The following is a 13,547-nucleotide window of genomic DNA, read 5'->3' on the forward strand; positions in this document are numbered from 1 at the left end:
GAAATCGTTGGAACATGGACCCTGTCGAGCAGCTCTTGCATCCGGTACGGCTGCGCATCGTGCATGCTCTGGCCGCGGGACCTGCGTTGACCACCTCGCAGTTGTGCGCCCGGATGCCCGAGGTGTCGAAGGTGACGGTGTACCGCCAGGTCGCGCTGCTGGCGGAGGGCGGCTTCCTGGAGGTGGACGGCGAGCAGCGGGTGCGCGGCGCCGTCGAGCGGCGCTACCGGCTGCGTCAGGACCGGCCCACGATCGACGCCGGCGCTGCCGCCACGATGTCGCTCGAAGACCACCGCCGGGGGTTCGCCGCGGCCATGGCCGTACTGATCGCCGAGTTCAACGCCTACCTGGACCGTGACGGCGCCGACCCGACGGCCGACTCGGTGTCCTACCGGCAGGGCACGCTGTGGCTCAGCCAGGAGGAGCTCTCCGAGATGTTCGCCGACCTGTTCTCGGTGCTAAAGGATCGGGTCGCCAACGCGCCCGCGCCAGGACGCGCGCCGTACCTGCTCAGTCCGATCCTGTTCCCTGCCGGGCAGCCCCCCGAGGACCAACCACCGGGTCAGCCGGCGTCCGGGACGTAGGTCAGGTTGAGCACGCCGGTCTGGAAGGTTTCGGACTTGACCAGCTTCAGCGGCTGGGTCGGCGTGTCCTCGAACAACCGCCGGCCATGGCCGACGGCGATCGGGTGGACGAGCAGTCGCAGCTCGTCGAGCAGCCCGTTGGCCAGCAGCCACCGCACGGTCGTGGCGCAGCCGGACATCTGGATGTCGCCGTCGATCTCCTTCTTGAGTTCGCCCAGCTTGGCCGCGACGTCACCGGAGATGATGGTGGTGTTGTCCCAGTCCGCCTTCTCCAGGCTGTTGGACACGACGTACTTGCGGACGTTGGTGAGAGCCTGGGCGGCGTCCTGGTCGGTGTCCGCCGTCGGCCAGTACGCGGCCCACTCCTCATACAGCTTGCGGCCCAGCAACATGGCCGCCGCGCTCTGCATGCCCGCCTCGACAGCGGCGCCCATCTCGTCGTTCCAGTACGGAAAGTGCCACTGGTCCGGCGCCTCGGTCACGCCGTCAAGGGAGATGAAGAAGTTCGAGATGATCTTGCCCATGTGCTCTGCATCCTTCGATCGTCAGGGTTTCGCACCAAGGTAGGCAGGAACGACCACTCAGGTCTTGTACAGAAGCGACAGCGGCTCCGCCGGATCCGGGTCGACCAGCTGCGTCGCGGTACGCCCGATGTAACGGGTCAGCGACCGCGCCAGGTGCGGCTGGTCGAAGTATCCGAGCCGATGGATCACGTCGTGGACGGGCACGCCTTCCCGGATCAGCACGGCAGCCTGCCGTACACGATCGATCTGCCGTACGGCACCGCGGGTGAGACCCGTCGCCGCCACGAACCGCCGCTGGATGGTGCGTTCGGTCACGTCCGGCGACTCGCCGCCAAGCACCGCGGCGACGACCGGGTCACGGGCCAGAACGCCTTCACGCACCATCCGCTGTACGAAGACCTCGGCGTTGTCGTAGCCGGGAAGATGCCAGGTGGAGCCCTTCAGCCAGAACGATCCGCGCGTCACATCGGGAATCTCCGCGGTACGGCCGACGAGCCGGTCGACGGGAAGATGCGGCATCGTAGTGCCCAGCGAGAAGCTGATCCCGAAGAAGGTGGCATCCTCGGGGACGGGCGCCGGACACGCCGCCAGCTCAGGCCCTTGAACGGCCGCGCTGACCTGACCGCGGTGCTCCCAGAAGACCAGGTCCCAGTGCGCCGCCGCGATCGACGTCATCCGGCCGACGTCATCGCTCCTGCTCCGCCACACCCGCTGGATGTACGGCGAATCGGACGATCGACTCTCAACCTCCAAGCCCACATCAGCGACCATAACGGGCCGGTTCAGTCGGCAGTCAAGGCGACCACGACGGCCCAGCCGATGTAACCGAGGTCGACCAGCAGCCGTGCGCACCCACGCCCTAGCGGTTCGCCGTTATCGAATCTTTGCTTTAGGGCCTCTTGCGGGGCGGGAGAGTCAACCTCATTATGAACGTTCAAACAAGCAAGTCGCCTGTTTCGCCCGGTCAGGCAAGCTCACAAGGAGGTCACCTGCGTGTTCTCCTCATTGAATATGAACGTTCAACTCCCTCCGGCTTACCTGGAGCAGTTCCGGGAGCCTACCGGCTACCTGGACTTCGCCCGGGTCGGGCCGGTGTCACGGAACGTCGAATGCGCCATCGCCACCTCCGTCGCCCAGTGCGCCGCAGGCCGATACGGCGAGGGGATGGCCGAGGCGACCGCCGCCGTCGCCACCCTTCTCCAGGCCGGCGCGGACGAGGTGGCCTTCGTCAGCTCCACCAGTCACGGGCTGTTCGCCGCGGCCGCCGCGCTGGAGGGCGAGGGCACCGTGCTCGTGCCGCGGGGCGAGTTCCCCGCCAACATCCATCCCTGGCTGCGCTTCCAGGACCGCGGCGGCCTGCGGGTCAGGTGGATCGACGAGGCGAAGGTCACGCCTGACGTGGTCGCGGCCATGCTCGAACCCGACGTGCGGGCGCTGGCCGTCAGCGCGGTCGACGCGCTGACGGGGCATCGGCGGGCGCTGGGCGAGCTGAAAGAGGTTCTCGGGCCGGATCGGCTGCTGATCGTGGACGCCATCCAGGCCCTGGGCTCGGTGCCGATCGACGTGGCCGCGGCGGACCTACTGGCCTGCGGCGGGCAGAAGTGGTTGCGCGCCGGGTGGGGGGCGGCCGTGCTGCTCGTGCGCGACCGGGTCGTCCACCGCCTCGGCGACGGCCTGGGCGGCTGGCCCGCCCGGCCCTTCCCGCCGTACACCGCAGAAGGCGCGCAACCCATGACGGACGGCCCAGTCGCACCCGGCACGGGTGCGGATGCGCACCTCATGACCAACCCCGACTACCCGGCGGTGGCGGCGTTCGGGGCCGCTGTCGATCTGCTGACGGCGGCCGGGGTCGATGAGGTCGGGCGTGCGGTGACGGAAAAGACGCAGGCCCTCCTCGAGACCGCCCGTTCCGCGGGCGCTCGGATCTTGCTGGACGAGCTGGATCCAGCCGAGCGCGGCGGGATCTTCTCCTTCGAACTTCCCGGTGTGGATCCGGCGCGGACGTATGCCGCGCTGGCCCACGCCGGGCTGATCACAACCCGGCGGGGCGAGTGGATTCGCATCTCACCGCACGCCACCACCCCCCATGAAAACGTCACGCGCCTGGCTTCGGCGTTGCGTGACGCGCACACCCCCTGAAGGGACGATCTCATGATCAGTCGACGTGGATTCCTCGCTCTGGCCTCGGCCCTGTCGCTCACGGTGGCCGGATGCGGCGGCAAGGCGGCGGAGCAGGACCCGAACGCACCGGTGAAGATCACGGTGTGGAGCTGGAAGCCCGCCTCGGACGGCCTGGCCGCGGTGGCCAAGGACTTCGAGAAGGCCAACCCCCGCATCAAGGTGGACGTCCAGGCCGTCGGTGAGCCGGCGATCTGGGACAAGATCACCATCGGTATGGCGGCGGGAGGCAAGGGCCTGGGCGACGTGCTCCACATCGGGGTCGACTACCTGCCCGGCTACGTGGACAAGTTCCCCGGCGGTCTGGCCGACCTGCGTAAGTTCGGCGCCGACAAGTACAAGGACGCCTTCGCCAAGGGGCTGTGGCCGACCGTCACCGGCAAGGACGGCGGGGTGTACGCGATGCCGTGGGAGGTCAACCCGGCGGGGGTCTTCTACCGCTCCGACCTGCTCGAGAAGGCCGGGGTCGACCCGGCGAAGATCCAGACCTGGGACGACCTGATCGAGGCCGGTAAGACGGTCAAGGCGAAGACCGGCGCCTACCTTGTCGCCGTGAACAAGCCCGCCGCGGGCGGCCCCGACATGGACTTCTTCCAGCTACTGCTGCAGCAGCAAGGCGCCTTCTACTTCAACAAGGAGGGCGAGGTCACCCTGGGCAGCCAGCAGGCCATCCAGGCCATGACCCTGCTGAAGAAGATGAACGACGCGGGGATCATGGCTGACAAGTCCGGCGAGGGCACCTTCAAGCAGCTCGTCAGCAGCAACAAGCTGGCCGTGCTGCCGTGGCCGGCCTGGGCGGTGAACTACATCCCCGAGATGCGCCCCGAGCAGAAGGGGCTGTGGCGGGCGATGCAGCCGCCGGCCATGGCGCCGGGCGGGAAGCGGGCCGCGATCGTCAACTCCACCTACCTGTCGGTGGCGGGCAGCAGCCCGCACCCGGCCGAGGCGTTCAAGTTCGTGGAGTACGCCCTCACCCGGCCTGAGGTGATCAACAAGGTGTTCAAGGAGGGTGGCGTGTTCCCCGCCCTCACCGCCGCCTACACCGACCCCGTCTTCTCCTCCCCCATGGACTACTACGGCGGGCAGCCTGCGCTGAAGACGTTCACCGACTCGCTCAGCGAGGGCGCCGACGCCACCTACTACTCCAGCGACTACGCCCGCGCACTGAAGATCGCCAGCGACGCGCAGACCCAGGTGCTGATGAAGGGCGCCGACCCGGCCACGACCCTGACCCAGGCGGCCAAGCTCCTCGCGCAGCAGACCAACAGGAAGCTCGCCGCCGGATGATCACCAGGAAGAACATCCCCTACCTGCTGATCGCGCCCGCGCTGCTCGGGTTCGCCGTCTTCAAGGCCTATCCGATCCTGGCGGCTGCTTACATCAGCCTCACCAGTGGCGCGGGCGCGGCGCGGGGATTCGTCGGGTTGGACAACTACTCCCGGCTGGCGGCCGACCCGCTGTTCTGGACCTCGCTCGGCAACACCGCGCTCATCCTGGTCGTCCAGGTTCCGATCATGCTGTTCCTCGCGCTGCTGCTGGCGCTGGGGCTCAACTCCCCGTTCGTACGACTGCGCGCGGTGTGGCGGCTGGGTGTGTTCATGCCGTCGCTGACCGGGCTGGTCGCCTATGGCGTGCTGTTCTCGGTCATCCTCAGCAAGCAGTCCGGGCTGCTCAACTGGGTGCTCGGGTTCTTCGGGGTCGAGCAGATCGACTGGCTGGGCAGCCCGTTCTGGGCGCGCATCGCCATCGTGATCGCGCTCACCTGGCACTACACCGGCTACACGGCGGTCATCTACCTGGCCGGGCTGCAGAGCGTCCCGAAGGAGCTCTACGAGGCGGCCATGGTGGACGGGGCCGGGGCGACCCGCAGGTTCTGGTCGATCACGATCCCGCAGTTGCGGCCGATCCTGCTGCTGACCGTGGTGCTGTCGACGATCGGCACGCTGCAGCTGTTCGACGAGCCGTTCGTGCTGACGGGCGGCGGGCCGGACAACACCACGCTGACCATCTCGCTCTACCTCTACCAGAACGGCTTCCGCTACTTCGACTTCGGTTACGCCGCGGCGATCGCCTACGCGCTGACACTCATGGTGGCCGGGCTCGGGCTGCTGCAGATCAAGCTCACCAGGGGGCGCAGGTGACCCGGTTGATCAGGGGCTGGCCGCTGACGTTCGTGCTGGCCGCGGTGTTCGGGCTGTGCGTCGGCCCGTTCTACTGGATGGCGATGGCGGCCACCCACGCCAACTCCGACATCTTCTCCTACCCGCCGAAGTTCTACCCCGGCAACCAGTTGGCGGAGAACACCAGGAAGCTGGAGGAGTCCATCGGGCTGCTGCACGTCCTGGGCAACACCCTGTTCGTGGCGGTGGTGACCACGCTCGGCGCGCTGGCGATCTCGCTGCTGGCCGGGTACGGCTTCGCCAAGTTCAGCTTCCGCGGCAGGAACACGCTGTTCGTGCTGCTGCTGTCGACGCTGGTCATCCCGGGCGGCGTCACGATCATCCCGGTCTTCGAGATGATGAACGACATCGGGCTGATCGACAGCTATCCGGCGCTGATCCTGCCCGGTCTGACGGTGCCGTTCGGCATCTTCCTCATGCGGCAGTCGCTGCTGGCCGTACCCGACGAACTGCTGGACGCGGCGCGCGTGGACGGGGCGGGCGAGCTGCGGGTGCTCGCGCGGGTCGTGGTGCCGGTCATGCGGCCGGTGCTGGCGGCGCTGGCGGTCTTCCTGTTCCTCGGCTCGTGGAACGACTTCCTGTGGCCGCTGATCGCACTGCGCACGCCGGAGATGCACACGCTGCCCGTCGCGCTCGCCTCGTTGCAGGCCACGACCAGGACCGACTTCGGCCAGGTCATGGTGGGCACGGCGATCTCGTCACTGCCGATGATGATCCTTTTCCTCGTCCTCCAGAAACAGTTCATCTCCGGCCTGCTGGCCGGGGCCACGAAGGGATAGACATGCAGATCTGGCAGCCGCACGCCGTGTCCGACGGCACCTCCGTGCGGGTCGGGGATGTCGAGATCACGCTCGACGCGGCGGTCATGGTGACCAGCGTCGGGGACCGCGTCTGGGAGCTGGACGCGCCGGAGGCGAGCGCGGCCCAGTGGCGCGTGCCGTGTGTGGAGGTGGGCGCCTACTGGACGCCGCACACGGGCGTCCGCTGGGTGCCGCCCATCTGGAGCGCGCCCATGAACTCGCGCCTGACCTCGGGCTCCCCTGTCGCCTCACTGGTACGGCAGGACGGCGCGAACCTGTGCACGGTGGCGCTGGCCGACGTGCTGGGCCGTACGTCGATCACCGGCGGGGTGGTGGAGGAGACCGGCGAGTTCGCGATCACCGTCCAAGGGAAGGGGCTGCGCATCCGGCTCGACCTGTCCGAGCGGCGCTTCTCCGCGGCGCTGGCCGGGGTCGCCACCTGGTGGGGCGAGCCGCGCACGCCGCACCAGGCGCGCCTGCCCGTCTACTCGACCTGGTACAGCATGCACCAGGAGGTCGACGAGAAGGGAGTGGAACGGCAGGCCGCGCTGGCCAAGGAGCTGGGCTGCGACACGATCATCGTGGACGACGGCTGGCAGACCGCCGACCGCGCCAGGGGTTACGCCCACTGCGGCGACTGGGAGCCGAACGCCGAGGCCTTCCCCGACATGGCCGCGCACGTCGAGCGGGTGCATGAGCTGGGCATGGCCTACCTGCTGTGGTACGCGATCCCGTTCGTCGGCAAGAGCAACGCCGCGTTCACCCGCTTCGAGGGCAAGTTCCTGCGCTACCTGGACCACATGGACGCCGCCGTGCTCGACCCCCGCCATCCCGACGTGCGCGCCTACCTCGTCGACCATCTCTCCCGCGCGGTCGAGGAGTGGCGGATGGACGGGCTGAAGATCGACTTCGTCGACCGCTTCGCCACCCCCGGCGGCGATCCCGAGCCGTCGCCCGGCGCCGACTGCTCCGAGGTGGACGAGGGCGTCCTGCGCCTGATGGCCGAGCTGGACGCGCGCCTGCCCGGGATCCTCGTGGAGTACCGGCAGCCCTACACCAGCCCGGGGCTGTGGCCCTACGGCAACATGATCCGCGCGACCGACTGCCCGCTGAGCCCGCAGGAGAACCGGCAGCGGACCGTGGACGTGCGGCTGATCTCCGGACTGCAGGCGGTGCACTCCGACATGATCATGTGGCATCCGTCGGAGCCGGACGAGCAGGTCGCCATCCACCTGATCAACGCGCTGTTCTCGGTACCGCAGATCTCGGTCGACCTCCAGACTCAGCGGCCCGGACAGCTCGCCACGATCAGGTTCTGGCTGGGGATCTTCCGCGAGTTCCTGGACACGCTGCAGCTCGGCACCCTGGAGCCGGACCAGCCCGAGCACGGCTATCCCCTCGTGCGGACCTACGATGGGCAGGCCATGGTCATCGCCCGCTATGCCCCGCTTCCCGTCGAGGTTCCCGCCGCCGGTTGGACCGAGCTGCTGGTCGCCAACGCGGCCACCGACACACGCGTCGTGCTGTACGGCGAGGCGGCGCAGACCGTGGAGTCCGTGATATACGACTGTCGCGGGAACCAGGTGTCGGAGTCCGGGTTGTCGCTGTCGCCGGGAGCGACCCTGGTGACCGTACCCGTGGGCGGGCTGCTGCGGCTGCGCCGTACCGAGGAGGAGAGCTGAAGATGCCAGCGCGCCGGCGCGGGGTGAGTATCGAGGACGTCGCCCGCGCGGCCGGTGTGTCCCGTCAGACCGTCTCCAACGCGCTCAGGGCCCCGCACCGGTTGCGGGCCGAGACGCTGGAGCGGGTGACGGCGCTGATCGAGGAGATGGGCTACCAGCCCGACCAGTCGGCCAGCAGTCTGCGCTCGGGGACCAGGCGCGTGCTCGCCTACACCACGCCGGAGACCGACCCGGCCAACCCCAACGCCCTGATGAGCGGCTTCCTGGAGGCGCTGGTGTCGGCGGCGGGCGCGGCCGGCTACCGGATACTGCTGGTGCGGCCGCGCCCGGGGCAGGAGGCGGTGCCCGCGCTCGAGGAGGTCATCGCGGCGCGCACGGCCGACGCCTTCCTGCTGTCGGACGTGGTCGAGGGCGACGCCCGGGTGAGGTTCCTGAGCGAGGTGGGCTTCCCGTTCGCGGTGTTCGGCCGGACCGAGCCGGACCTGCCCCAGTCGTGGGTGGACGTCGACTCGGTCCAGGCGATGATCGACCTGGTCGGGATGCTGGCCGGGCAGGGGCACCGGCGGGTGGCGTTCCTGGGCATGTCCGCGGATCTGCCCTGGCTGCGCCACCGCACCGAGGGTTTCCGCACCGGGGTCCGCCGCTTCTCGCTGGTCGCGCACGAGGCCACCGCCGACGGACCGGAGGAGGTCATCGACGTGGCGCGGACGCTGCTGGAGCGTCGGCCGCGGCCGTCGGCGCTGCTGCTGGTGGACGACTGGCTGGCGCCTGGCGCCTACGCCGCCGCCCAGGCCGAGGGTCTGACTGTCGGCGTCGACCTGGCCATCACCGGCTTCAACGACATGCCCTATGCCCAGCTCCTGCAGCCGCCGCTGTCCAGCGTACGGCTGCCGCTGCGGCGCCTGGCCGACGCGCTGGTCAGCCGCCTGCTGCAGCTTATCGAGGAGCAGGTGCAGCCCGAGGCCGGGCTCCTGCTGCCGGCGGAGCCGGTCATCCGCGCGAGTGTTCCCCAAGGGTTTGAACGTTCATGAAGATTTCGTCCTCTTCTCCCGAGGTCGTGGAGATGTTCGACTGGGCCAGTCGCAAGGCGCTGACCTGGGCGCACGCGGGTGGCACCGTCGGCCCGGTCAACGTCGACGAGAACCGGCCCGGCGGCACGGGCACCGGCGTCTACCTGCCGTCGTACTGGGCGGGTTACGCCCACCGCAGCGGGTTCTACGCCCGCGACTTCGTCCATCAGCTCACCGGCGCCCACCTGCTCGGCCTCGACGAGGCCAACCTGGCCATGCTGAAGTGCTTCGCCGCCTCGGCCACGGCGGAGCACGGCCACTATCCGGTCTGGGCGTTCAACTTCGACGGGTCCTACCTGGCCATCGACTACCGCGGGCCCGATCGGTTCGTCCGGGAGATTCCCGCGGTCTTCGAACTGGTGGAGGCCGCCGAGACGGCCTACCGCTGGACCGGTGACGCCTCGTATGTGCGTGACCCGGTGCTGCGCGCCTTCTACCGGAACACGACGGGCCCCTTCGCGGACACCGCGCGGGGCACGGGCGGCGGCATCTTCGACGGGGTGGCCACCTACAACGAGCTCAGCGGTGAGCCCCTGGCCGAGGCGGGCGACGCGCTGGGCGCCCGGTATCGGGCCTACCTGGCGATGGCCGGGCTGGGCGACGGCTCGTTCGCCCGGAAGGCCGCCGAGCTCAAGCGGCACTTCAACCAGGTCTGGAGCGGGACGGGCCGTGGCCCGGACATGGTCAGGGGCTACACCGTGGACGGCCGCGCGGTGACCGGGTGGGGCGGCGAGAACAGCGTGTTCATGCCGCTGAAGGACCTCATCGACGCCGGACCGCGGAACGAGAGCTATCTCGACTTCGTCGACGCCCACGCGCAGGCGGACAACGTAGAGGCGCTCACCTACCTGCCCGACGTCTTCTTCGTCCACGGGCGGGCCGACACGGCCTGGAAGTGGATGCGGCAGATCTTCGCCGCTCGCGACCTCCCGCACGTGGCCGGCGGCCTCAACGGCGACTACCCGGAGGTGTCCTTCACCCTGGTCAGCCAGCTCGTGACCGGCATGCTGGGAATCCACCCGGACGCCCCCCGAGGCACCATCGACCTCCACCCCCGCCTACCGGCCGGCGTCGACTGGCTCGAGGTACGCGGAATCCCCCTCGGCCCCGGCCACCTCGCCGTACGCCACGAACCCGGCACAACCACCCTGACCAACCTGTCCCCCGACACCACCTACACCTGGCAGGGCACCCCCCTCGCCCCAGGAGAGCAACGAACATCAGGCGACCGGTGAAAGCCCGAGGTCACCGACGCGGTCGCCAGCCGCTGATCTCTATGCTGCGCGGCAGTTCTTAGGGTCGCCGACAGCATCGAGGAGCTCGGTGACGTCGAGGTGCCCGTCGTGTGCGGGCGGTTGGGAGACTTGGGGGGTGAGTAGGGAGAGGGGGGCGCCGCCGGTTGCGAGTGCCTCGATTGTGGTGTTGACGTTGGCGCGGCGGGTTGAGGTCGAGTTGAGCGCGGCGTTGGTGCCGTTGGATCTCACCGTCAGCAAGCTCGGGCTGCTCGGGCACATCGCCGGCGTGCCCGGGGCGTCCTTCAGTGATCTGGCCCGGATGTCGGGGATCACCGTGCAGACCGTGCACGCCGCGGTGAAGGGGCTGGTGAAGGCGGGGCTCGTGCGTGACCGGACCGCGCGGGCCGGGTCGGCGTCGACGATCGAGATCACGGACGCGGGAGGGCGGCTGCTCCAGGCGGCCCAGGAGGTCGTGGCGCAAGTCGATGAGCGGCTCTTCGGGGCGGAGGCGGATCCGATCCAGCGGCGTTTGGGCGAGGCGGTGGTGGCGGCTTTCCGGGAGACGTTCGACCCCAAGGACGACTGACTTCAGCGGGAGAGCCGAGCTTCAGGGCGACCGATTCCAACGGGGTGGCCGAGCGTCAAGGCGACCGACTCCAACGGGGTGGCCGGACTTCAGGGCGACCGATTCCAAGGGGGTGGCCGAGCGTCAAGGCGACCGACTCCAACGGGGTGGCCGGACTTCAGGGCGACCGATTCCAAGGGGGTGGCCGAGCTTCAGGGCGGCTGAAGCTTTCGCTAGGCTTCAGGGATCCTGAAGGTTGGAGGAGATCCCATGGAGCCTGTCCTGTTGGTGGTGCATGTGCTCGCCAGCATCGTGTTCGTCGGCGGTTCCGCCGTCGCGACCAGTCTGTTTCCCCGGTACGCGCCGACCGCCGCCGCCGAAGGCGCGGATGAGCGGAGTGCGGCTGTCGCCGGTGTCCTGCATCGCATCACCCGCGGGTACACGGCGCTCGGGCTGATAGTGCCGGTGGTCGGGATCGTGCTGGCGTTCGTCCAGGAGCGGATGGGCGAGGCCTGGGTGACCGTGTCCATGGTGCTCACCGCCGTGGCGGGGCTGCTGCTGGCCACGCAGATCTATCCGCGGCAGCGGAAGGCGCTCGCGACACCCGGGGACGGCGCGGGGCTGCGCAGGTTGTCCATGTTCGCGGGGGTCTACAACCTGGTGTGGGCCGTCATCGTCGTCCTCATGATCGTGAAGCCGGGGGCGTGATGCGCGTTCTGAGAGTCGCGGCGGCGTTCGAGGCGCTGTCTCTCGTGGTTCTACTGGTCAACCTGTTCACCGTGCACGCCAAGCCGGTCAGCAGTCTGGTCGGGGCTCTGCACGGCATGTCCTACGTCGCGGTGATCGCCGCGGTGTCGATGACGTCGGCCGCCGCTGGGGCGAGGTGGCTGGCCTGGATTCCCGGCATCGGCGGGGCTCTCGCGTTGCGGCGGCTGCGCGCGGTGGAGGAGGGCTGAGCCGTACGGCACGCGAGGGAGACGTAGCTCACAGAAGGAGGGCTGTCACATTGCCGCGCGCGGCTCCGTCAAAGGAGTGAAAGCGCAGGTAAAGCAAGGAGATCACGATGAACGCACGGCTCAACTACTACGGCAACGGCGTTGCGGCGAAGTTCGCGAAGTACATCAACTCCGCGGGCAAGGCCGTGTCGGACTCGACGCTGCCGGCCGCCACGCAGGAGCTCGTGAAGATCCGGGCCAGCCAGATCAACGGTTGCGGGTTCTGCACCGACATGCACACCAAGGACGCGGCGCACGCCGGGGAGACCCAGACCCGGCTGAACATGGTCGCGGCCTGGCGTGAGTCGACGGTCTTCACCGACGCCGAGCGGGCCGCGCTTGAGCTCACCGAGCAGGGGACCCGGATCGCCGACGCCTCCCCCGGTGTCAGCGACGACGTCTGGGCGAACGCCGCCAAGTACTACGACGAGGACCAGCTCGCCGCCCTGGTGTCCCTGATCGCCCTGATCAACGCCTACAACCGGATGAACGTGATCATCCAGCAGCCCGCCGGCGACTACCAGCCCGGCCAGTGGGGCTAAACCCCGATCTGGGGTCCGGAGCGCCGTTGCGGCGGGTGAGCGTCCCCGACTCGCCGCCGGCGCCGGTCGCGGGTCCTCGACCGGAGTACGGCGGGCGGCCGGTGGTGCGGCTTGCCGTACAGCGGGAAGAAGTCAGGCGAGTACGGCAGGCGGCCGGTGGGCGGCTTGCCGTACGGACCGAATGCCCGCTAGTGCCTGGCGGCGATCGTGTTACAGAGGGAGTAGCGGCACGGGCGTGAGCGCGAACCTTCCTACGTATCGTGCTGTCGGCGCACTATCTCGGTGATCCAGGTGGGCGCGAACGGAGACGTGCAGCCCGGGGAAGTCGGGTAGTCCTTGAGCACCTCCAGACGCTCACCGATGTCGATCGCACGGGCGCGGTGTTCAGGGTGCTCGATCCCGATCTGAGCCAGGCAGTGGTTCATCGCCCACTGCAGGCGATCCGGGGCGTCTTTCATCTCCGCCTCGATGACGTCGAGCAGTCCTGCGAGGTCGAGGCTCTCGGGCTTCTTCGACACGCGTTCGGTGGTCAGCGCCCAGCCGGCACTCGCGACCACCGGATCCGGATCGGCGGACCAGGCCAGGCGCAGCTCTTCGGAGTGCGGGTTCTTCTTCACCACGTAGTTCACGAGCCAGTCGTGCACCTTGGGCGAGCGCGCCTGGCGCAACATGACGTCCAGCTCGTCACGCTCGAACGCCTTCGGGCGGCAGATCAGGAGCGCCAGTAGTCTCGCCGCGGTGTCATCCGTCTCCCAGAGCCGGCGCGCGAGTTCCTGCTGCGTCTTCAGCCGCTTCGCGAGCGCGCGGAGCTTGCTGAGGTTCACACCATGATCGTCACCGTGTTTCTCGTTCACCTCGCGGGCTCTGGGGTCCTCAAGCGCGGCCAGCTCGGCCATCACCTCGGCCACCGTCGTCTCGGTCACCTCAGCCTCCTGCCCATCACATGCGAGATTCAGCCTAAGAGCGCGTGTGTGAACTTGTCAGCCCGACGTGGTCCGTGCAGGCTCGGCCAAGACTCGCGCGAGAAATCACCCCCTGCCGCGATGAGTTCCGGCCGGGGCGCGAGTCTGTTCTGGTGACCGTCGTAGAAAGTCGTACGACGCTGCCCGGCACGAGCCACCACGGAGGACACCATGCCTTCCACGCCGAACGACCCGACCACCGCGCTGCCCGGCCGCCCGCCCGTCGTTGA

15 protein-coding genes are annotated in these 13,547 nt (G+C 68.9%); 12 read left to right on the forward strand and 3 right to left on the reverse strand.

Annotation, left to right across the window (positions count from 1 at the left end):
- Positions 1-14 precede the first annotated feature (14 nt).
- On the forward strand, positions 15-584 hold the full coding sequence (locus ACIBHX_RS45910) for a helix-turn-helix domain-containing protein (RefSeq protein ID WP_397074498.1): 570 nt from the start codon (positions 15-17) through the stop codon (positions 582-584).
- On the opposite strand, the gene ACIBHX_RS45915 is transcribed toward ACIBHX_RS45910, so the two are convergent.
- Together ACIBHX_RS45915 and ACIBHX_RS45920 are read right to left on the reverse strand one after the other, a co-directional pair.
- Entirely contained in the window at positions 563-1,108 is a 546-nt protein-coding gene (locus ACIBHX_RS45915) for a dihydrofolate reductase family protein (protein ID WP_397074499.1), read from the reverse strand. The genes ACIBHX_RS45910 and ACIBHX_RS45915 overlap by 22 nt on opposite strands.
- Before the next feature lie 57 nt (positions 1,109-1,165).
- Complete coding sequence (locus ACIBHX_RS45920; protein ID WP_397074501.1) at positions 1,166-1,783, reverse strand: helix-turn-helix domain-containing protein; 618 nt, start codon at positions 1,781-1,783, stop codon at positions 1,166-1,168.
- A gap of 336 nt (positions 1,784-2,119) precedes the next feature.
- Here ACIBHX_RS45920 and ACIBHX_RS45925 point away from each other — a divergent pair, with 336 nt between their 5' ends.
- From ACIBHX_RS45925 to ACIBHX_RS45975, 11 genes are all read left to right on the forward strand, one after another.
- Positions 2,120-3,247, forward strand: a complete 1,128-nt coding sequence (locus ACIBHX_RS45925) for an aminotransferase class V-fold PLP-dependent enzyme (protein ID WP_397074503.1) — start codon at positions 2,120-2,122, stop codon at positions 3,245-3,247.
- 12 nt (positions 3,248-3,259) lie between these two features.
- Entirely contained in the window at positions 3,260-4,573 is a 1,314-nt protein-coding gene (locus ACIBHX_RS45930) for an ABC transporter substrate-binding protein (RefSeq protein WP_397074505.1), read from the forward strand.
- Positions 4,570-5,427, forward strand: coding sequence for a carbohydrate ABC transporter permease (locus ACIBHX_RS45935; protein WP_397074507.1), 858 nt, complete (start codon positions 4,570-4,572; stop codon positions 5,425-5,427). Before ACIBHX_RS45930 ends, ACIBHX_RS45935 begins: the two co-directional genes overlap by 4 nt.
- A complete protein-coding gene (locus ACIBHX_RS45940; protein ID WP_397074509.1) occupies positions 5,424-6,245 on the forward strand; it encodes a carbohydrate ABC transporter permease in 822 nt (273 codons plus the stop codon). The genes ACIBHX_RS45935 and ACIBHX_RS45940 overlap by 4 nt, the downstream gene beginning before the upstream one ends.
- 2 nt (positions 6,246-6,247) lie before the next feature.
- Positions 6,248-7,948: a glycoside hydrolase family 36 protein gene (locus ACIBHX_RS45945; protein ID WP_397074510.1), complete on the forward strand. Its 1,701-nt coding sequence runs from the start codon at positions 6,248-6,250 to the stop codon at positions 7,946-7,948.
- 2 nt (positions 7,949-7,950) lie between these two features.
- Complete coding sequence (locus ACIBHX_RS45950; protein WP_397074512.1) at positions 7,951-8,979, forward strand: LacI family DNA-binding transcriptional regulator; 1,029 nt, start codon at positions 7,951-7,953, stop codon at positions 8,977-8,979.
- Positions 8,976-10,253, forward strand: a complete 1,278-nt coding sequence (locus ACIBHX_RS45955; protein ID WP_397074514.1) for a hypothetical protein — start codon at positions 8,976-8,978, stop codon at positions 10,251-10,253. Before ACIBHX_RS45950 ends, ACIBHX_RS45955 begins: the two co-directional genes overlap by 4 nt.
- Before the next feature lie 184 nt (positions 10,254-10,437).
- A complete protein-coding gene (locus tag ACIBHX_RS45960) occupies positions 10,438-10,839 on the forward strand; it encodes a MarR family winged helix-turn-helix transcriptional regulator (protein WP_397074515.1) in 402 nt (133 codons plus the stop codon).
- A 249-nt stretch (positions 10,840-11,088) separates the two neighbouring features.
- A complete protein-coding gene (locus tag ACIBHX_RS45965; protein ID WP_397074516.1) occupies positions 11,089-11,526 on the forward strand; it encodes a hypothetical protein in 438 nt (145 codons plus the stop codon).
- Positions 11,526-11,774, forward strand: a complete 249-nt coding sequence (locus tag ACIBHX_RS45970) for a hypothetical protein (RefSeq protein ID WP_397074517.1) — start codon at positions 11,526-11,528, stop codon at positions 11,772-11,774. Before ACIBHX_RS45965 ends, ACIBHX_RS45970 begins: the two co-directional genes overlap by 1 nt.
- Positions 11,775-11,881: 107 nt before the next feature.
- The gene (locus tag ACIBHX_RS45975) at positions 11,882-12,355 is read left to right on the forward strand and encodes a carboxymuconolactone decarboxylase family protein (protein WP_397074519.1); all 474 of its coding nucleotides are present in this window, start codon (positions 11,882-11,884) and stop codon (positions 12,353-12,355) included.
- Positions 12,356-12,606: 251 nt separating this feature from the next.
- Here the strand turns inward: ACIBHX_RS45975 and ACIBHX_RS45980 are convergent, their stop codons facing one another.
- Entirely contained in the window at positions 12,607-13,251 is a 645-nt protein-coding gene (locus tag ACIBHX_RS45980) for a DNA alkylation repair protein (protein ID WP_397074524.1), read from the reverse strand.
- Positions 13,252-13,547 lie beyond the last annotated feature (296 nt).

The organism is Nonomuraea sp. NPDC050536 (genome assembly GCF_044457685.1).
Lineage (GTDB): Bacteria > Actinomycetota > Actinomycetes > Streptosporangiales > Streptosporangiaceae > Nonomuraea.